Annotated in this window: 14 protein-coding genes and 1 tRNA gene; 6 read left to right on the forward strand and 9 right to left on the reverse strand. The window is 71.5% G+C overall.

The window, feature by feature from the left end:
• Positions 1-68: 68 nt before the first annotated feature.
• The 4 genes from ACF06X_RS23715 to ACF06X_RS23730 form a co-directional block, all read right to left on the reverse strand.
• Positions 69-1,064: an aldo/keto reductase gene (locus tag ACF06X_RS23715; RefSeq protein ID WP_392289280.1), complete on the reverse strand. Its 996-nt coding sequence runs from the start codon at positions 1,062-1,064 to the stop codon at positions 69-71.
• Positions 1,065-1,080: 16 nt separating this feature from the next.
• On the reverse strand, positions 1,081-1,722 hold the full coding sequence (locus tag ACF06X_RS23720) for a TetR/AcrR family transcriptional regulator (RefSeq protein ID WP_392289281.1): 642 nt from the start codon (positions 1,720-1,722) through the stop codon (positions 1,081-1,083).
• 290 nt (positions 1,723-2,012) lie between these two features.
• Entirely contained in the window at positions 2,013-2,858 is an 846-nt protein-coding gene (locus tag ACF06X_RS23725) for an NAD(P)H-binding protein (RefSeq protein WP_392289282.1), read from the reverse strand.
• Entirely contained in the window at positions 2,855-3,757 is a 903-nt protein-coding gene (locus ACF06X_RS23730) for a ScbA/BarX family gamma-butyrolactone biosynthesis protein (RefSeq protein ID WP_392289283.1), read from the reverse strand. Before ACF06X_RS23730 ends, ACF06X_RS23725 begins: the two co-directional genes overlap by 4 nt.
• 156 nt (positions 3,758-3,913) lie before the next feature.
• Here ACF06X_RS23730 and ACF06X_RS23735 point away from each other — a divergent pair, with 156 nt between their 5' ends.
• The 3 genes from ACF06X_RS23735 (at position 3,914) to ACF06X_RS23745 (ending at position 6,935) form a co-directional block, all read left to right on the forward strand.
• The gene (locus ACF06X_RS23735; protein WP_392289284.1) at positions 3,914-4,660 is read left to right on the forward strand and encodes a ScbR family autoregulator-binding transcription factor; all 747 of its coding nucleotides are present in this window, start codon (positions 3,914-3,916) and stop codon (positions 4,658-4,660) included.
• Positions 4,661-4,823: 163 nt separating this feature from the next.
• Positions 4,824-5,510, forward strand: coding sequence for a ScbR family autoregulator-binding transcription factor (locus ACF06X_RS23740; protein WP_392289285.1), 687 nt, complete (start codon positions 4,824-4,826; stop codon positions 5,508-5,510).
• A gap of 222 nt (positions 5,511-5,732) precedes the next feature.
• On the forward strand, positions 5,733-6,935 hold the full coding sequence (locus tag ACF06X_RS23745) for a sensor histidine kinase (protein WP_392289286.1): 1,203 nt from the start codon (positions 5,733-5,735) through the stop codon (positions 6,933-6,935).
• A gap of 69 nt (positions 6,936-7,004) precedes the next feature.
• Here the strand turns inward: ACF06X_RS23745 and ACF06X_RS23750 are convergent, their stop codons facing one another.
• The gene (locus tag ACF06X_RS23750) at positions 7,005-8,522 is read right to left on the reverse strand and encodes an FAD-dependent monooxygenase (RefSeq protein ID WP_392289287.1); all 1,518 of its coding nucleotides are present in this window, start codon (positions 8,520-8,522) and stop codon (positions 7,005-7,007) included.
• A gap of 134 nt (positions 8,523-8,656) precedes the next feature.
• Between ACF06X_RS23750 and ACF06X_RS23755 the strand changes: the two genes are divergently transcribed.
• Positions 8,657-9,328, forward strand: a complete 672-nt coding sequence (locus ACF06X_RS23755) for an HAD family hydrolase (RefSeq protein ID WP_392289288.1) — start codon at positions 8,657-8,659, stop codon at positions 9,326-9,328.
• An 85-nt stretch (positions 9,329-9,413) separates the two neighbouring features.
• Positions 9,414-9,486 (forward strand) — tRNA-Arg (locus tag ACF06X_RS23760).
• A gap of 145 nt (positions 9,487-9,631) precedes the next feature.
• Here the strand turns inward: ACF06X_RS23760 and ACF06X_RS23765 are convergent.
• From ACF06X_RS23765 to ACF06X_RS23780, 4 genes are all read right to left on the reverse strand, one after another.
• Positions 9,632-12,100, reverse strand: coding sequence for a hypothetical protein (locus ACF06X_RS23765; protein WP_392289289.1), 2,469 nt, complete (start codon positions 12,098-12,100; stop codon positions 9,632-9,634).
• Between the two features lie 170 nt (positions 12,101-12,270).
• Complete coding sequence (locus tag ACF06X_RS23770; RefSeq protein ID WP_392289290.1) at positions 12,271-12,996, reverse strand: DUF6333 family protein; 726 nt, start codon at positions 12,994-12,996, stop codon at positions 12,271-12,273.
• A gap of 90 nt (positions 12,997-13,086) precedes the next feature.
• Positions 13,087-14,775, reverse strand: a complete 1,689-nt coding sequence (locus tag ACF06X_RS23775; RefSeq protein ID WP_392289291.1) for an MFS transporter — start codon at positions 14,773-14,775, stop codon at positions 13,087-13,089.
• Positions 14,776-15,125: 350 nt separating this feature from the next.
• Positions 15,126-17,378 (reverse strand): D-alanyl-D-alanine carboxypeptidase family protein, encoded by a 2,253-nt coding sequence (locus ACF06X_RS23780; RefSeq protein WP_392289292.1) that lies wholly within the window; start codon positions 17,376-17,378, stop codon positions 15,126-15,128.
• Positions 17,379-17,540: 162 nt separating this feature from the next.
• Here ACF06X_RS23780 and ACF06X_RS23785 point away from each other — a divergent pair, with 162 nt between their 5' ends.
• A complete protein-coding gene (locus ACF06X_RS23785; protein ID WP_392289293.1) occupies positions 17,541-18,263 on the forward strand; it encodes a GPP34 family phosphoprotein in 723 nt (240 codons plus the stop codon).
• Positions 18,264-18,301 lie beyond the last annotated feature (38 nt).

Consider the following 18,301-nt stretch of genomic DNA (forward strand, 5'->3'; position numbering starts at 1 on the left):
GAGATGACAGCCGGGTGAAGAGTCCCGGCCTCGGAAAGAGCGACCCCGAAAAGGGCCACCACGGTCTCTTATTCGGTGAGATGGTCACCGAAGGCGCTGGGGGCGGCCTGCGCGAGGAAGTCGCCGGGGAAGCCCGGCGTGAAGTCCGTCGCGGCCTCAAGGCGGCGCAGCGACTCCTCGGGCAGGACCACGTCCACCGCCCGAAGGTTCTCGGCCAGCTGCTCCGCCGTGCGCGCGCCCATGATCGGGTGAACGGCGCGGGACCGGGCCCGGGTGTAGGCGACGGCCACCTGAGCGGGCGTCACGCCCAGCTCGCGGGCCACCTCGACCACCGCGCGTACCACGGCGTGCTCCGAGCCGACCGGCGGCTCCTCGGCCAGGTGCTCGCCCCTCAGACCCTCGGGCAGGTGCTTGCCCGTCAGGACGCCGTGGCCGAGCGGGCTCCAGGCCGCGACCGTCATGCCGAAGGCCTCGGCCATCGGCAGGAGTTCACGCTCGATGTCCCGCTGGAGCAGGCTGTAGGGCACCTGCAGGCCGGCGAAGGCGGACCAGCCCCGCCACTCGGCGAGCGTGTTCGCGCGGGCGACCACCCAGGCGGGGGCGTCGGAGACGCCCACGTAGAGGACCTTGCCCGACCGTACGGCGTCGTCGAGGGCGCGCATCAGCTCCTCCAGCGGCGTGTACGGGTCCCAGAGGTGGATCCAGTACACGTCGATGTAGTCCGTACGCAGCCGCTTCAGGCTCGTCTCCAGCGAGAGCATCAGGTTCTTGCGGTGGCCGCCGCCCGCGTTCGGGTCCGACCGGTCGCGGGAGACTCCGTACTTGCTGGCCACCACGAAGCGGTCGCGCCGGCCCGCGAGCAGCTCGCCCACGATCTCCTCGCTCCGGCCGCCCCGGTAGGTGACCGCGGTGTCCACGACATTGCCGCCGGCCTCGGCGTACACGTCGAGGATCCGGCGGCATTCGGCGAGGGGGGCGCCGCCGCCCGGCTCCCCGAAGGACATGGCGCCGAGGAACAGCTCGGAGACCCGCAGCCCGGTCCGGCCCAGCAGTCGGTGACGCATCGTGGGGCTCCCGCCGTCAGCCGAGGTAGCCGTGGAGGAAGGCGTGCACGCCGGAGACCACCGTCGCCTCGATCTCCTCGGGAGTGGGTTCGGACGCGGTGAAGGCCGGGTCGGCCACCGAGATCAGCAGCCCGAAGTGCAGGGCGGCCCGGTCGGCGTCCCGGACCTTGAGCAGGCCGCGGTCGGCCAACCGCATCATGCGGTACGCCAGTTCGCGGCGCACCCGCAGCGGGCCGGTCTTCTGCCAGGCCTCGATCGCCTCCGCCGGGATGTGCCCGGACTCGGCGTTGATCTGCTTGACCAGGGCGAAGTGGTCGGCGTAGTCCGCCATCGGCGTCACCCAGGCCATGCCGAAGGCGATCAGGTCCTTCTCCAGGTCCTGCACATGGTCGAGATGCTTCTCGATGACCGCGATCTGGGACTCGGCCACGCGCGCCGCGCTCCCCTGGATGACCGCCTGGAAGAGCTGGGCCTTGTCCTCGAAGTGGTTGTAGATGGTGCGGGTGGACACGCCCGCCGCGGAGGAGATCGCCTCGATGGAGGCGCGGGTGTACCCGTCCTGGGCGAAGACGGTCAGCGCCCCGCGCAGGATCGCCTCGCGCTTCTCGACGAGGCCGCCGCGCGGCCGTCGCCCCTTCGCGCTCCGCTCCACCACCATCTGCGCCCCTCACGCCGGAGCCCTCTTCTGCAAGGGCCGTTGCACTGTTCTACCATGACCATTATACCTATGGGGCGAACGACTGGCCATGACGCCTGGCCATGACGGCTGGCCATGACGGGGCAGCACGAAGCTCCCGGCGGGCGACGGCCCGTCGGGAGATCATGGTGGGGCGGCGTGGCACGCGCCCACGGCGGGGCTCGGACCGGCCGGACCGGCCGGGCGAGGCGGGGCGAGGCGGGGCGAGGCGGGGCGAGGCGGGGCGTGCGCGTTACGCCATCGCGGGGCTCTCAGTCGAACCGGGCGGCGTGCTCCCGTACCCAGTCCCGGTACGCCCGGGCGGGGCGGCCCAGCTCGTCCGGGACCGTGTTCTCCACCCGCTGCTTGGCGCCGTCCCGCAGCCGTTCCACCCGGGTCAGCAGGGCGTCGGCGATCTCGCGGGGGTACCGGCTCAGCCACTGGGCATGGGCCTGGTCCGGCTCCAGCTCCTCGTAGCGCAGCGTGCGGCCGAGCGCCCGGCCGAGCTGTGCCACCTGCTCCTCGGCGCTGACGGCCTCGGGGCCCGAGAGCGTGTGCACGCGGCCGGCGTGCCCCGGACCGGTCAGGGCCAGCGCCGCCACCTCGGCCACGTCCCTCGGGTCGACGCAGGCGCTGGGGCAGTCGCCGCCGATCCCCCGGACGACTCCCTCGGCCTTGATGGAGGACGCCCAGGCGAGCGTGTTGGTCATGAACGACCGGGGGCGGAGGATCGTCCAATCCATACCGCTGGTACGGATCGTCTCCTCCGCCCTTCGCTGCCAGCACGTGATGAGGTCCTCGGACAGCTCGTCCTCGACCGCCGCCGCGGAGAGCTTGACCAGGTGCCGCACGCCCCGGGCCCCGGCCGCCTCCACCAGGCGCGCGTCGTCGGGTTCCCAGGGGTTGTTGGTGACGACGAAGACGGCGCGCACGCCCTCGAGCGCCGCGTCGAGGGTGGCCGGGTCGGCGTAGGTTCCGGTCACCACCTCCGCGTGTGGTCCGGGGGCGGTGACCCGTCGCGGGTCGCGGACGAGAAGGCGCGTGGGCCGGCCCTGTTCGGCCAGCACCCGGGCCACGGCACCGCCGGCGGTGCCGGTCGCTCCGGTCACGAGGATCACCCCGCCGCCCCTCTCGGGCGGGGGACGACGGGGCCGCGCAGGACGGCGAAGAACACCGGGCTGCCGTCCTGGTGGCAGGAGACCTGGACGGCCTCGTCGCCCGCGTCGCGGGACCAGGCCCGGCGGGCGTCCACCCAGCAGGGGCTGGCGAATTCGGCGTACTGGTAGAAGAAGATGCGGCCGACGGCCGGTATGAGGCACCGGTCGCCCGTCGTCGTCGCGGCGGCCGCCTGCCGGGCGGCCTCCAGGAGCAGCATGCCGGGTATGTGGTCCTTCGGCCGCTGGAAGAGAACGGGATGACGGGTGTCGGGACGCAGCAGCCAACGGCCCGCCTCCTCGGCGGGCGAGAGCAGGACGTCCTCGGTCCTGGTGCGGCCGACGACGGCGGCCGGTACCGGCGGCGCGTGGGGTATGAACTCCACCGGCGTCGCGAGCTCCCCGCGCAGCCGCCGGTAGACCGCGGCGCTGGTCAGACGAGCGTGTCCCACCCCTGTGGCGCAGATCCGTCCGTTCCGGCGGACGACCCAGTCGGCCCGCAGGGAGGCCAGCAGCTCGCCGCGGTACTGGATGGCCGTGCAGGTCACCTCGATGTCGACCGGTCCCCCCGGGTCGGCGACGAGCTCCGCCATGTCGCAGTCGTACTGAAGGTCCGTGAGCAGGAACTGATGCCCCGTCGGCACACCGTAGGCCGCGTGGACGATCACCAGCGTGGACTGCCGCATGCTCTCCACCACCAGCATGGGGTCGTACAGACCGCCGTGCACGGTAGAGAAGAAGGGGTGCTCGCGCGGCCAGTCGGCCCGTACGAGGAACCGGTCGGGTCCGAGCCGGGCCCAGCCGGACGGGAAAGAGTCGCCGGGCCGGGCCCGATGGGTGAGCTCCAGCGGTACGGGCTGCAAACCGCAAGCCTCCAGGTCAGACGTGCGATCGACCACTGCTGTGTGATTCATTTTCCCCCCACAGTGTTAAAATGTCGCGCCTCGGCAAGGAAGATACAGGCGGGCCGGTTTTCTTACAACGCTGACGAGCCGGTCGTCGACGAGCAAGGAGCGAACGTGGCAAAGCAGGACCGGGCCATCAGGACGCGTCGGGTCATCCTGGAGGCGGCCGCCCAGGTCTTCGAGGAACAGGGGTACCAGGCCACGACCATCAGCGAGATCCTCCAGCGGGCCGGCGTCACCAAGGGGGCGCTGTACTTCCACTTCGAGTCGAAGAAGGAGCTGGCCCAGGGCGTCCTGGAGGCTCAGGACCTCGACTTCGTGCTGCCGCCCCAGGACATCAAGCTCCAGGAACTCATAGATGTCGGCGCGGTGCACGCCTATCGACTGCAGACCAACCCGCTGGTGCAGGCCGGCGTGCGGCTCTCCCTGGACCAGCAGGCGCACGGTTTCGACCGGAGCGGTCCGTTCCTGCGCTGGCGGGACACCATTATGGAGCTGCTGGTCGCCGCCAAGAAGCAGAACGAGCTGCTGCCGCACGTCGAACCGCTGCTCACCGCGGACGTCTACGTCGGGGCGTTCGCCGGCATCCAGTCGATGTCCCACGCCCTGACCGGCTATCAGGACCTGCGCCACCGCCTGGCGTCGCTGCAGCGGCACCTGCTGCCGAGCATCGCCGTGCCGTCCGTACTCGCGGCGCTCGACCTCTCCCCGGAGCGCGGCAAGCAGCTCGCGGAATCGGCCGCGGGCGCGGCGGGCGCGGAACCGACCGCGGGTGCGGAACCGGCCGCGGGCGCGGAGACCGGCGTCGGCGTCGGCGCGGAGACCGACGCGGACCAGGAGACGGCCAAGGCCACCCAGTAGGACGACGCGAACCGCCCCCCGAAGCGGCCTGCCGGCACTCGCGCGGCAGGCCGCGGGGCACACCGAGGCGCTCTTTCCGGCCTTCCCGGTCGCCTCGGGGTTCTTTTCAGAACCAAGCAGTTGGTTTAATTCGTCCTGAGGTTCTGACACGGGAGTCATCGGGATGAAACAGGAACGGGCCGTACGCACGCGTCGGGAGCTGATCCACTCAGCCGCCACGGTGTTCGATCATCACGGTTTCGCCGAAGCCACTCTCAGCATGATCAGCACAGGCGCGGGCGTGAGCCGCGGCGCGCTGCACTTCCACTTCGCCAACAAGGCCACCGTCCGCGCGGCGGTGGAGTACGAGGCCGTCCAGGCCCTGCGGGGCGCCGTCCGGAACGTATACAGCGGGCGGGAATCCGCCCTTCAGGCGCTGGTGGACTCCACGCACGCGCTCGGGTACGCCCTCGCCGGCGACGTGGTCGCCCGCGCGGGCTTCCGGCTGGGCTGCGAGAGCTCCAGCCCGCTCGACCTGCGCAACGAGTGGCTGCGGTACGTCCGCGGGATGCTGGCCGAGGCCGCGCACCACGGTGAACTGCTGCCCGGGATGCCACTGCGCACCGTGGCGGCGACCGTGGTCGCCGCGACCACCGGTTTCGAGACACTCGGCCAGTACGACCGGAGCTGGCTGTCCCACCGGGTGCTCACCGGGTTCTGGCAGGTCCTGCTGCCCAGCGTCGCCACCGCCTCGACGCTGCGTACGGTCGATCCCGCCGGGACCGCACCCGTCTTCGATGCCCTGCGGGAGGCGACGCCACGGGACCCGGACCGGATTCCCGTGGAGTCCCGGGTGAACGTCCTCGGCTGAGCGGCCACACCCGAGCCCTCCCGACCGCGCACCCGCCCGTCCGTACGCACCATCCTTACCCGTCCTTACGCACCCGTCCTTACGCACCCGTGCACGGATTCCGGATCTCACGGCACCCTCGAATCCTTGACAAACAGGCGAGCCGGTTTGTTGACTGACGCTCCGCCAGTCGACCTTGCGCACCCGCCCCGTCGGAGGAGACACGTGCCCTTCCCTTCCCAAGTGACCCAGGACAGTGGGCTCGGTCTGCTGGAGGCCGTGGTGGGCGAGGGCTTCACCGTGGCGCTCCACGACGGGCTGCGCCGGGCCGCCGCCGAACGGACGCTCCGCCTGGCGGGAGACGATCCGCGACGGCTCGCGCCGCCGCGGTCCGAGCGGACGAAACCGGTACGCGCCGCCGCACGGCCGGCCGTACAGCACCCTTCCCCGTCCCCGCCCCTCGCCCTGGCGGACAACGCGGCCGTCCTGCGCCGCTTCGAGCAGCTGCTGGCCGAACGCCGCCCGGTCGGATCCACCGGATCCACCGGATCCACCGGATCCGACCTGGCTCCCGTTGCCGTCGGGTCCTCTCCCGGGGAACCCCCGCTCCTCCTCACGTCGTTCGCCCACCACGTGCTGCGTACGGCGGAGGCCGGCACGCCCCCGGAGCCCGGCGAGACACCGCGGGACATCTCCGCCGCCGAGGCGACCGCCCTGCTGATCGAAAGCGCACTCGCCGAGCAACGGGACGGCGACCCCACCGACGACACCGGCGCCCTCGACCGGGCCATATCCCTCACCCGCGCCCTCGCGGACGGCGTCGCGGCCGCCAACCTGGGCGACGGGCCCGATCAGCTGTGGCGGGAACGCCGGCGGCTGGCCCGCGAACTGCACGACGGCGTCAGCGCCCCGCTGGCCGCCGCCCTGTCCCGGCTGGAGTCGCCCGGCGAGCGGCCGGAGGCAGCCGCCGCGGGCCTCGCGGCCTGCCTGCGCGAGACACTGGACTCGGTCACGGACCTGGTCGGCACACTGCGCCTGCACACCGAACTGCGGCCGTTCGACGAGGCGGTACGGGACTTCGCCCGGCAGGAGGCCCCGGACGGCCTCCGCATGACGGTGCGCTCGACAGGTGACGAGCTCGCCGTCCCAGGATCCTGGCGCCGCGAGGTGCTGCTGACGGTCCGGGAGTGCCTGCGCAACGTCTTCACGCACGCCGACGCCACGCACGTCGTGGTCGTCTCCCGGGTCACCCGCCAGTGGCTCTTCGTCCGCGTCGAGGACGACGGCACCGGATTCGACCCGGAGTCGCCGACCGTCCACGCACGGCAGGGCCTGCGCTCGATGAGGGAGCGGATGGAGGACATAGGCGGCCGCCTGAGCGTCGAGAGCGCCCACGGATCCGGCACCCGCATCGGCATCCACCTGCCGCTGCCGCGCCGCCGCTAGGACGGCGCGGCGGTGGGCGGCGACGAGGCCGCACGGAGCATCGGGGCCGCGCCCGGAATCAGGTCACGTTCAGCGGGGCTCGCCGAACCAGGCGCGCAGGGCGTCGGACAGCGGGTCGGACAGCGGGTCCCGCAGCGGGTCGGCGCCCGAGGCCCAGGCGAGATGGCCGTCCGGGCGGAGGAGCGCCGCGTCGAAGTCCAGGGACGGGTGCGGTTCGGCGCGGACGGCGCGGACCACATGCGCCCAGCCGGCCGCCTCACTCCCGTACCGCTCCCCCGCCTCGCCCAGGAGCAGCAGTACGGGGCGGCCGTCGCGCAGCAGCCGGATCACGTCCGTGGCCCGGCCCGTACCGCGCTCGGTCAGCGGCACGTTGGTCAGGAACCGGCCCTCCCAGGGGGAGGCGCCCGCCCGCCGGGACGGAAAGACCGTCTCCTGGGCGCTGACGAGGTCGGCGATGTGCCGGCCGGCGCGCTCCGGCAACAGCATCTCCCCCACCAGGTCGCACAGTTGCGCCACGCCGGGCCCGCGTCCCATCAGCAGCAGCTGGGCGCGGGTGTTGTCGACGACGCGCCGGGCGGCCGGCCGGCGTTCGGCGTCGTACGTGTCGAGCAGCTCCTTGCCGGCCGTTCCGCGCACCGCGTGCGCGAGTTTCCAGCCGAGGTTGAGCGCGTCGAGCAGCCCGGTGCCCAGCCCCTGGCCGCCGACCGGGAAGTGCACGTGCGCGGCGTCACCGGCCAGGAAGACCCGGCCGGCGCGGAAGGCGCGTACCAGCCGGGTGAAGTCGGAGAACCGGGACAGGACGAGCGGATCGGTCAGCACCACCTCCCGGCCGGTGACGCGGGACGCCTCGCCGCTGAGCTCCTCGACGGTCGGCGCGCTGTCCCGCCCGTGGTGCGCGGCGGTGCAGTCCAGCGTGATGACCCGGCTGCGCCCGCCGCCGAAGGCGCGGGTGACGACCCAGCCGCGTTCGGTACGGTGCCAGCCCTCGGGCAGCGGGTCGGGGCCGGCCTGCCGTACGAGCCCCATCAGGGCGGACACGGTCGCCGGCTCCTCGTCGGAGGCGAAGCCCAGGCAGCGGCGGACGGTGCTGCGGGCGCCATCGGCTCCGACCAGATACCGTCCGGTGAACGTCCTGGTCCCGTCCGGGCCTTCGGCCACCACCTCGACCGTGTCGGGCCCCTCGCGGACCCCGGTCACCGTGTGACCGCGCAGCACCCGCGCGCCGCGCTCACGGGCCCGCGCCTCGAACTCCCGCTCCAGTTCGGCCTGCCCGCGCTTGAGCAGCACCTCGGGCTCGGTCGCCGGGGCGCGCAGGGTCAGCATCGGCATCCCGCCGAAGTGGAAGGGCGCGGTCGCCCACTGCCCGACCGCCTCCGGTACGGCACGGGGGGCGTCGAGATACCCGCGCCGCGCGAGCGACTGCACGGGCCGGGCGTGCAGCGTGCCCGCCTTGGGCACCTCGGACGTGGCCGCCGCGGCTTCCAGTACGAGTACGTCGACGCCGTAGCCGGCCAGTTCGGCCGCCAGCAGCATGCCGACGGGCCCGCCGCCGACGACGACGGTCTCGGCGTGTGTCGTGTCCCCCATCGTTTCCCCCCGGGTGTGAACCGCGCCGTGCGCCACGGCCGGTGGGTCGATCATGCCGCACACCCCCGGCGGGGCCGGAAGAGCTTCCGCGGCCGGATTCCCGGTCGCGACGTGGGACGAGCGAGGAGTACCGCATGTTCGCCGCAGCACTGTTCGACCTGGACGGCACCCTGATCGACACCGAGCCGCGCAGCCGGGCGGCCTGGGCCAAACTGTTCGCCCGGCACGGGGTGCCCGTGACGGAGAGCACCCTGAGGAGTTTCGCCGGCCGCCCGGGCAAGGAGGTCCTGCGCGAGCACCTCGCCCTGTTCCCGGGCCTGACCGTGGAGGAGCTCGCCGCCGAGGCGGTCGGCTACACGGCGGGCGCGGACATGCCCGAGGTACGGGAGGTCCCCGGGGCCCTCGCCCTCGTCGCCCGCCTGCACCGCGCGGGCATACCCCTGGGGGTGGTCACCTCGGCGCCCCGCTCCTACGCCCACCACGAACTGCGCCGGATCGGCGTCCTCGACCTGCTCGACGTCGTGATCACGGCGGACGACGTCACCCGCGGAAAGCCCGACCCCGAGGGCTGCCTGTCCGCCTGCGCGTCCCTGAACGCGGACCCCGCCACGGTGGTGGTCTTCGAAGACGCCCCAGCCGGCATCACCGCGGCCAAACGCGCCGGCACCCACTGCGTGGCGGTCACCACCACGGAACCCCCCTCCGCCCTCTCCGCCGCGGACCTGATCCTCCCCGACTTCACCACCTTGCCCTGGCCTCCCCCCTTCCTCCCGACCCCCCGGACGGCGGCAGCCGACCTGCACTGACCTCCGGGCGACGCACGAAGGGGGGCGACCGCCGCAACCCCGATCCGCTAGGCTGTCACCGGTCGGCCACTCACGGCCGGACCCCGCCTTCGTAGCTCAGGGGATAGAGCACCGCTCTCCTAAAGCGGGTGTCGCAGGTTCGAATCCTGCCGGGGGCACAAGCGAAAAGGGCACCTACCGATCTTGGTAGGTGCCCTTCTGCGTCCACGAGCGTCATCCCCGAGGCCCGCGAGCGGGAGGTGTTCCTCCCGCTCGCGGGCCGATCCACGGTCCCTGTGGCAGGGCCCCTGGAGATCCGACGGGCTAGCCCGTGGCGTCCTGGCGCCTGCGGCGCATCCACCAGGTGAGGGCCGCGCCGGTGGCGAGGATCGCGGCGGCGATGCCGGAGATCAGGGCGATCGGAGTGTTGGAGCCGGTGTCGGCGAGGTCGCCGTCCGGGTTCGGCCTGTTCGCCGGCGGGGTCGGGTTGCCGTCGCCCGGGGTGGACGGGTCCGGGGCCGGGGTCGACGGCGGGTCGGTCGGCTTCGGGTCCGTCGGCGTCGGGGTCGGGGTCGGCGTCGGGTTCGGGCCCGGGTCGTCGCCGCCGGTCTCGATGTCGCCGGTGCCGCCGAGGTAGAGCGTGTCGGTGTCCCGGTAGGACACGTCATCCGACTGGAGAGACGTCTTCGTCGTGGTGTCCAGAGTGCGGTGCTCGACGTTGAACCGGGTCTGCGTGATGTTCCGCTTCGGCTGCTTGGAGAAGTCCACACCGCCGACGCCCTGGTTGAAGACCTTGCCGCCGTACTCCAGCTCGAACCACTCGATGCCCTCGCGCAGCGACTTCATGTACTTCTGGTACACGTCCTCGCGGGTCCACTTGTCGTGCGGAGCGCGCAGCGGCCACGCGCTGACGTCGTTGGAGTTGATGATCTTACGGAAGTCGGTCGGCGCCTTGGCGTCCTGCTGGCGGATGTACTCGGCGGCGACACGTGCGGTGTAGACGGCGCGCAGGTCGGCGTAGCGCTTGTCGTTGTTGACCCGCTCCTCCATGAGCGGAACGATGTTGGCGCGGACGCTCGCCTCCATCGACTTCTTCTCCACGTCGGTCAGGCCCTTGCACTCCGTGCTGCCCGGCGCCTCCCACTCGATGTCGAGCCACTCGGCCGACACCTTCAGGGGTGCGTCGAGAATGTAGATCCCGCCGTCCTGCTCGCGGACCTCGGCGGGCTTGGGCTCGGCCCAGAAGCGGACGCCGGGGAAGCACGGGAGGCCGTTCTGGCGGGGAGCGGTGTCCCAGTAGCGCTTGCCGCCGGCGTGCTTCTTCGGGTTGAGGGCTTCGGCGAAGTCCTCCTTCATCAGGTAGTCGGCCTCGAGCAGGACCCGTCCGGCGTCGGTCTTGCCGAACTTGGCGTCCATGATCTTGTCCGGCTGGTCCGGGTTGAGGTTGACCCAGAACTTCTCCGGAGTGAGCGCGAGCCAGGTGAACAGGGCGTCGGAGGAGAGCTGCATGCGCGCCTCGCCACCGAAGCCCGGGTTCTCGTCCGGGTTGGGCATCTGGTCGGCACGCATGGAGTACTGCATGCCCTTGCCCTTGCCCAGGCCGCCGACGTACCGCAGTTCCAGGGTGGTGAAGTCGACGCCGCCCGGGCCGCCGCGCGGGAGGGTGCCCCGGGTGTCGAGTCGGCGGGCGTCGGCCTGGATCCTCTTGGCCTCTTCCAGGGTCTTCCCGGAGCCGTTGATGCGGTCGTTCAGCGAGCCGCGCGTGCCGCACGAGGACGCCGCGGCGAGCTGCGTCCCACCCTGGCCGCCGCCCTGGCCGCCCTGGCAGCCCGGGGCGAACCAGCGCTGGTAGTCGGAGTATCCGCGGATGGGCTTGGTCCGCGGAATGGGGTTGTAGAGCCGCTGGTTGCCGCGGACCTGGTTGGTCTTGCCGGGCCGCAGATCGTTGACGTACTTGTTGAGACTGTCGATCTTCTTGCGCTGGCCGGCGCTGAACGGCTTGGCGCCGGTGAACCGGAACGTGTGGTCCGGCATGAACCGGGCGACCTTCCGGTCCTTCCCGAGCTGCTTGTTCGTGAGCTCCGAGTTCGACTTGAACTCGTTGAACTCCTTGGTCCTCTGGTTGTACGCGTCGTACCGGCGCGAATCGACGACATTGCCCTGCGCGTCGATGAGCTCGACGGTGACCTCGCACAGCCAGTCCGGCCCGACCAGGCGGAAGTCACGGACGAGCTGGCGCTCGAACGCCGACCCCTTGTGGTTGTTGACCTGGTTGCGGATGAACCGGTGCTCGAACCAGTGGTCGAAGGTCAGCCCTTCCTTGTTGTGGAAGTACCGGGCGTAGATCTCGAACTTGCGGTCCTCCGGGTCACCGGACTTGTCCGCGACCTTCTGCCACTCCTTGTAGTTCTTCTCCGTGTCGTTCGGAGCCTTCGACAGGGCCTTGGTCTTGTCGGCGGCCGTCGGCGCCTTCACCCCGTCGTACGCCTTGCCCGGCAGGTCGTAGTTGTAGTTCTTCGGGTTGCCCTGCCAGGCGGAGAAGTTAGAGCCGGTGGGGTCGTTGGGGAACCCCGAGTTGGTCGGCGTGCTCGGGTACGCCTTGCCGAGGTTCTTCACGTCGCAGCGCTTCGCGCCGGGCTTGATCCTGGCCGCGACGGCTGGTCCCGCGGCGTTGGCGGTGTCGGTCTCGATGCCGGGCAGACCGGTCACGGTGACCGCCGAGGCGATCCCGAGCACGGCCAGGACACGGCCTGCCAGACTCCACCGCTTGGGTATGCGCAGTGCTCTGTTCAAGAGTGATCTTCCCCCATACGTGGGGCCTGAGGGGTTACGAGGCGACGCGTGAGGCCCCCGTGACGTGTACGCGTCGCCCATTCACCCTAGACCCGTTCACCACACGCGCGAGACCCGATTGAGGCCATGTCGGCGTGTCAACTTGGTGAAGAACGGGCCTAGTTGACGCATCAATCGTTGAAGTACAGAGATTCCATGTGGCTGGTGGCGTGCTCGCTGTGCCGCACCCGCAGCGAGGAGGCGTCCAGGTCGGCCCTGCCCCACGGGTCCGCGCCGGCGAGGCAGGCCGTGGCCAGGGCGCCCCAGTCGTTCTGGTTCGGTTCGTCGTCCAGGTCGAAGTACACGTCGAGGTCTTCGAGGGCTTCGGTCGTGATCCCGAGGGCGTCCATCACCGCCTGCGGGTCGCCGGTCACGACGAACGGTTCGTCACCGGGCCAGCCGCAGGCGTGGAACATGGTACCGTCCGGCAGCCACACGAGGTCTTCGGTGTGCTCGGCGCCGCAGTGCACCTCCACCCGGCCCACGATCCGCGCGTCGGGGAAGCGCTCCCGCAGCCGAGTGGCCTCCGCCAGGAGCGGCATGTCGTTGCCGTCGTCCCCGAACGCCGGATCGGAGATCGACATGAGGTTCCCCCACGCACCCACCTGCACGAGGTCCAGATCGGCTCGCGTGGCGACCGTGATCATGTCACTCCGCTTACGGGGGCCGAGGTCTTCGACCACCTCGTCGATCGTGCCCAGGGAGCGGGCGAACTCAGCGGCCCGCTCCGGGTCGTTGGGCGGAAGGTCGGCGACGTCCACGCTGAACGGGGGCTGCAACACGGTGAGTTCGTAGCGGGTGCCACTGCCACGGGTCATACGGTCGGGAGGAAGGGTCCAGAAGTCGGTGTCGGACATGCTCGTCACGGTAACGGGTTCCCCGTCGCCTGGGGGGCGGTTGAGCTCCCCTGGGATCGAAGATCAGTGCTCCCAGGCTGCCTTGCCTGGTCAGCGGAGTTCGTCCGGGCAGGCCGTGCCGCGGGGGAAGAGTTTGTACGGCGCCGCCAGGCGGTAGACGCCCGCCTTCGGGGCGACCAGTTCCGTCCACTCGTCGCCCTCCGCGTCCGCGTCCGCCTTCAGCAGGCAGCCCTTCTCGTTGAGGAAGACCTTCGGGAGTTCCGTCTCCGACTCCTCGCGGGCCAGCCGCGAGGCCTCCGTCTCCTCCGGTGGTTCGACCTTGCCGCCGTTCTCGTCGAGGAGCGCCAGCCACGGCGAGTACGGGACGCGGATCAGCACCCGCCCCGGGGTGTCGACCTCGATCACGACCTCGTTCGCGCGCGCCCGGCGCACCTCGGCCGGCGGGTCGGCGAGCGGGGTCGGGTTGTCGACCTCGTACAGCCGCCAGTTGGCGTCGGACCAGACCTGCTTCAGGTACGGCAGACCGTCGCCGACCAGCTCCGCCTCACGCTCCGCGCCCGAGTCGGGCGCCCCGGTCGGCAGGACCACGTAGTGCACGGCCCAGCGGTCCAGCCACTCCTGGTAGTTCGCGGCGTTCAGCGTGTCGTCGTAGAAGAGCGGGTTGCGCTCCATGTCCGCCTGCCGGTTCCAGCCGCGGGCGAGGTTGATGTACGGGGTGAGCGCCGAGGACTCGCGGTGGCTGGAGGCCGGGACGACCTCCACCCGCGCCTTCTCCGCCCCCCGTACCTGCAGCTGGTTGATCAGCGGCGCCACCTCGCGCGCCCAGGACGCGTCCGGGGCGGTACGGATGACGTCGTCGACGCTCTTGAAGCCGATCCAGAAGTTCAGGCCCGCGAAGGCCAGCACGATCGCGTACCAGCGGCGCGAACGCGGAGCCGCGAACGGCAGCGCCGCGAGGAGGACGACGCCCGCGAAGAGCATCACGAGCCGCGAGACGTTCGACCCGATCTGGGAGTCGATCAACCAGGTCAGCAGCGTGCCGGCGGCGTACACGGCCGCGGCGGTGCGGACCGTGCGCCAGTCACGCGGGACCAGCACGAAGCACAGCACCCCGAAGAGGAACGGCAGCGACGTCGACGCCAGCGACATCGGCTGCGTACCGGAGAAGGGGAACAGCCAGGAGGAGACCGCGACGACCGCCACCGGGGCCAGGCCGAGGGCGTACGCGCCCGGGCGCCGCTTGTTGAGGAAGAGCGCCGCCGCCGCGACGCCGAGGAAGAGGCCGGCCACCGGGCTGCAGGCGGTCGCGAGACCGGCGAGCGGGGCGGCGACCGCCGCCTTCGCCCACCGTTTACGGCGCCAGCGGTACGGCCAGCAGAAGACGGCGGCGACCGAGCCCAGCGCGAACATCATGCCGAGACCGAACGTCACGCGCCCCGACAGGGCGTTGCACAGGAACGCGAAGACGCCGGCCAGGGAGCAGGCCAGCGGGTTGCGTACCGTCGGCACCCGCACCAGGATCAGCGCCGTCAGACCGGCCGAGACCGTGCCGGCGATCATCATCGTCGAGCGCACGCCGAGCACCGACATGACGTACGGCGAGATCACGCTGTACGAGACCGGGTGCATGCCTCCGTACCAGGCGAGGTTGTACGCGGAGTCCGGGTGCCGTCCCACGAACTCGGCCCACGCGTCCTGGGCGGCGAGGTCGCCGCCGCTGTTCGCGAACAGGAAGAACCACAGGACGTGGGTGAGCGCGGCGACGCCCGTCGCGATCATGACGGGATAGCGGCGCCTGCGGCGCGGGGGGCGGGGTGCCGGAGGTGCCGGCTCCGCGGGTGGGCGGGGCGCCGGGACGTTTATTCGCGGAAGGTCGGGAGAGAGGGGACAGGCCGGAGGGGGCGGAGAGGCCGGAAGGGCCGCGGCTCGCTTCCGCGCGGCGTCGTCGGCGCGTGTCGGCTCGGCGGTGGTCACTGCGGCCCTCTCCCGTGCTGCCCTTCGCGCATGCTTGTCTGATCCGGTCTCTCGGGAACGCTAACAGCTGGGCGCCCCGGAGACCGGGGCGCCCGTCATGTCGCCGGGGCGGGTCAGCCCAGGCGGGTCAGCCCAGACGGCTCAGCCCAGGCGGGTCAGCCCAGGCGGGTCAGCTTCTTGTCGAAGCCCGGCTCCACCAGGTCGGCGCGCAGGGCGACGGGGGCGCTGACCTTGCCTGCGCCGGTGCCGATCGACACCTGGCCGACGACGTCGCCCGCCTTGCCCGAGTGCGGTACGGCCTTGCCGCCGTCGGTGAGCTGCAGGTTCACCTTCAGGCCCGGCCAGCCGATGGCCTTGAGCTCCTTGGTCGCGATCACCGGGGTCCGGCCGCCGAGCCCGTCGTCGACGTAGCCGACGACCTGGCCCTCGCGGACGACGGCGGCGGAGGTGACGTCCTTCTGGGCCTGCTGGATCAGCTTCAGGCTGTAGTCGATCGCCAGCTGCAGCTTCTGGTAGAGCTGGTCGGCGTCCTTCGCCCCCATCACGATGCCCAGGATGCGGCGGTTCTTGCCGTCGATCACGGTGTTCGCGGACCAGAGCAGGTTGCCGCCGGCGGGCGTGGAGGAGCCCGTCTTGATGCCGCTGACACCCGGCTCGAGGAGGATGTTGTTGTTGTTCTCGATCTGGCCCGGGATGCCCTCGACGGTGAGGTTCGGCATGTTCACGATCTCCCGGAACACGTCGTACTGCATCACCGCCCTCGCCAGCTTCAGCTGGTCCAGCGGGGTGGAGACGGTCGTCGACTGCAGGCCGGACGGGTCGGTGTAGACCGAGTCCGTCATGCCGAGCTGCTTGGCGGCGGCGTTCATCTTCTCGACGAACGCGGCCTCCGAGCCCGCGTCCCAGCGGGCGAGCAGCCGGGCCACGTTGTTCCCGGACGGGATCATGAGGAGCTGGAGCAGCTCCTTCTCGGTGTACTGCTGCCCCTCCTTGATCGCCGCCGTCGACTCGTCCTTGGCCTTGGCCTGCTCGCCGGCCTTCTTGTCGACCGTGATCTTCGGGCCGGGCTCGCTGCCCTTGATGGTGTGGTCGCGGAGGATCACGTACGCCGTCATCGTCTTGGCGACACTCGCGATCGGCGCGGGCTTCTGCGCCCCGTACGTCCCGAGCGATCCGACGCCCTCGACCTCGGCGGCGCCCTGGCCCTCGGTGGGCCACGGCATGTTCAGCTCGCCGCCCGCGAAGGTGAACGTCGGGGCGGCGGAGAGGCTCAGGACGGGAGTGGGCAGCGGCCGGACGAACTGTACGATCGCAAAGATGATCAGCAGAAGAACGACCAGCGGCGTCCAGATCCGCACCCGCCGGACGGTGGTCCGCAGCGCGTTCGGCGGCGGGGGCGGGGTGTTGGTCAGCTCCGCGAGCAGGTCCAGCGGGGGCAGCGGCGGCATCGGCTGCTGCCTGGTCCGCTCGGCCTCGGTGAGGGACGGCGGGGGTACGGGGGTGGGGGCCGGGGCCGGGGCCTTGGCCTCCGGCGCCTTCGCGGCGGGGGCCGCGGGTGCGGCAGGGGCCGCCTTGGGGACGTCCGGACGCAGAGGTACGAACTTGCTCGTGCGCTCGGCGGGAGACTCCGGGGCGGGCTCACCGGCATCCGGGGTCTTCGGCAGCGGCGGGATCTTCAGCGCGGTCGTCGGCTGGTCGACGACAGCCGGCCGCACCGCCTTGAACACGGCGGTGGGCTGATCGACGGGCTCGGGCTCCGGCTCGACCGCAGGCTCGGGCTCGGGTTCCGGCTCGGCCGCAGGCTCGGGCTCGGGTTCCGGCTCGGCCGCAGGCTCGGCCTCGGGCTCCGGCTTCTGCTCCGGCTCCGCGTCGTCCCGAGCCTCGGACTGGGACTCCGACTCGGCACCCTTCCGCGCCGCGAACCAGGACCCCTCGGCGGTCGCGGTCTCCGACGTGGCCGGAGCCGGCTTCTCGTCCGCTTCGTCCTCGTCGGCGTGGTCCGCCTGGGCCGCCCCTGACGGCTCCTCATCGCCGGAGGCGACCCACGCCGCCACCGCCGCCCGCAGACGGTCGCCACCGGTCTCCGCGAAGTCGTCCGCGGACGCCTCGGCCTCGGCCGTCTCCTCGGTCGTCTCCTCAGCCGCCTCGTCCGCCGGCGCGTCGTCCTCCGACGTGCGCGGCGCCAAGGTCTTGAAGACGGCCGTCGGCTGGTCGACCTGGACGGCCGACGCCGTTTCCGACGCCGTTTCCGACCCCTGCGATTCACGAAGCACGGAGAGCCGCGGATCCCGGCCGCCCGCCGGAGTCGTCTCCGCGGAAGCCGTCGAGCCCCCTGAAGACCCCGAAGACTCCTGCTGCTCCGCCTTGTCGGGGGACTCGCCCGCCACCGTGCCTCCTCCATGCGTCATGCGTACGTCCGAACCATGTACCAGTGTCCTGTGTGAACCCCTTGGCCCCCGTGCTAGACGAGAACGACATACCTACTGGTTCCCGTACGAACCACCCAGGCACTCTCGACAGATGAATGTGAGAGGGGTCACCCTGTGACTCATCCACGCGGGGAGGCATGGATGGGCAGGAGCCGCAGAACACTTCCGGAGGAGCTTCTGCTGCTCGCTCTGGACCCGGCCACGGGTACCACAGCGCAGCCGCAGTCGCTCGACCTGGGCCTCGCCGGAGCACAGCTAGTGGAGCTGGCTCTGGCGGGACGGATAGCCCCTGACGGGGATCGTATCGCCGTGGTGATGCCACGGCCGACCGGAGATCCGACTCTGGACTCCGCACTGGAACTGCTGCGCCGACGCGGCAGCCCGGTTCGGGCCGTCCACTGGATCGGCGGACCCCGACTGGGGCTCCGCCAGACGTATCTCTCGCATCTGGAGCGATGCGGCATGGTGCATGCCGTGGAGGGCCAGATGTGCGGGGTGCTGCCGACGACTCGCTACCAGGCGACGGAGACGGCGATCAGCCGGGAGATCAGGGCCCGGCTGGACAGTGCGATCCGCACCGGCGTACCGCCGGACCCGCGGACCGCGGCGCTCGCCGCGCTGGCCCACGCGGTCGGACTCGGCAAGCACCTGTACCCGGGGAACGAAGGACGGTCGTCGCGGTCCCGGCTGCGCGATCTGATCCGGCACGACCCCATGGGCGGCCTCGTGGCGCACGCCGTGATGGACGTCCAGAACGGTGTGGCCGCCCAGCCGCGCCGTAACTCCGCAGCGGGTGGCGGACGTCCCGGGGGCGTCCCGGAGCAGCCCCGCCGCGGCGGCATGGTCCGCGCGGCCGTGCACTAGAGCAGGTCCACTGGAACAGAACCAGTGGAACAGAACCG

It is taken from the genome of Streptomyces sp. NPDC015346, assembly GCF_043078785.1.
Lineage (GTDB): Bacteria > Actinomycetota > Actinomycetes > Streptomycetales > Streptomycetaceae > Streptomyces.

Excerpts from the sequence above, each read along its gene's own strand:
- ACF06X_RS23715 (WP_392289280.1), bottom strand. The coding sequence starts at position 1,064 with ATGCGTCACCGACTGCTGGGCCGGACCGGGCTGCGGGTCTCCGAGCTG.
- ACF06X_RS23720 (WP_392289281.1), bottom strand. The coding sequence starts at position 1,722 with ATGGTGGTGGAGCGGAGCGCGAAGGGGCGACGGCCGCGCGGCGGCCTC.
- ACF06X_RS23740 (WP_392289285.1), top strand. The coding sequence starts at position 4,824 with ATGAAACAGGAACGGGCCGTACGCACGCGTCGGGAGCTGATCCACTCA.
- ACF06X_RS23750 (WP_392289287.1), bottom strand. The coding sequence starts at position 8,522 with ATGGGGGACACGACACACGCCGAGACCGTCGTCGTCGGCGGCGGGCCC.
- ACF06X_RS23755 (WP_392289288.1), top strand. The coding sequence starts at position 8,657 with ATGTTCGCCGCAGCACTGTTCGACCTGGACGGCACCCTGATCGACACC.
- ACF06X_RS23770 (WP_392289290.1), bottom strand. The coding sequence starts at position 12,996 with ATGTCCGACACCGACTTCTGGACCCTTCCTCCCGACCGTATGACCCGT.
- ACF06X_RS23775 (WP_392289291.1), bottom strand. The coding sequence starts at position 14,775 with ATGATCGCGACGGGCGTCGCCGCGCTCACCCACGTCCTGTGGTTCTTC.
- ACF06X_RS23780 (WP_392289292.1), bottom strand. The coding sequence starts at position 17,378 with ATGACGCATGGAGGAGGCACGGTGGCGGGCGAGTCCCCCGACAAGGCG.
- ACF06X_RS23785 (WP_392289293.1), top strand. The coding sequence starts at position 17,541 with ATGGGCAGGAGCCGCAGAACACTTCCGGAGGAGCTTCTGCTGCTCGCT.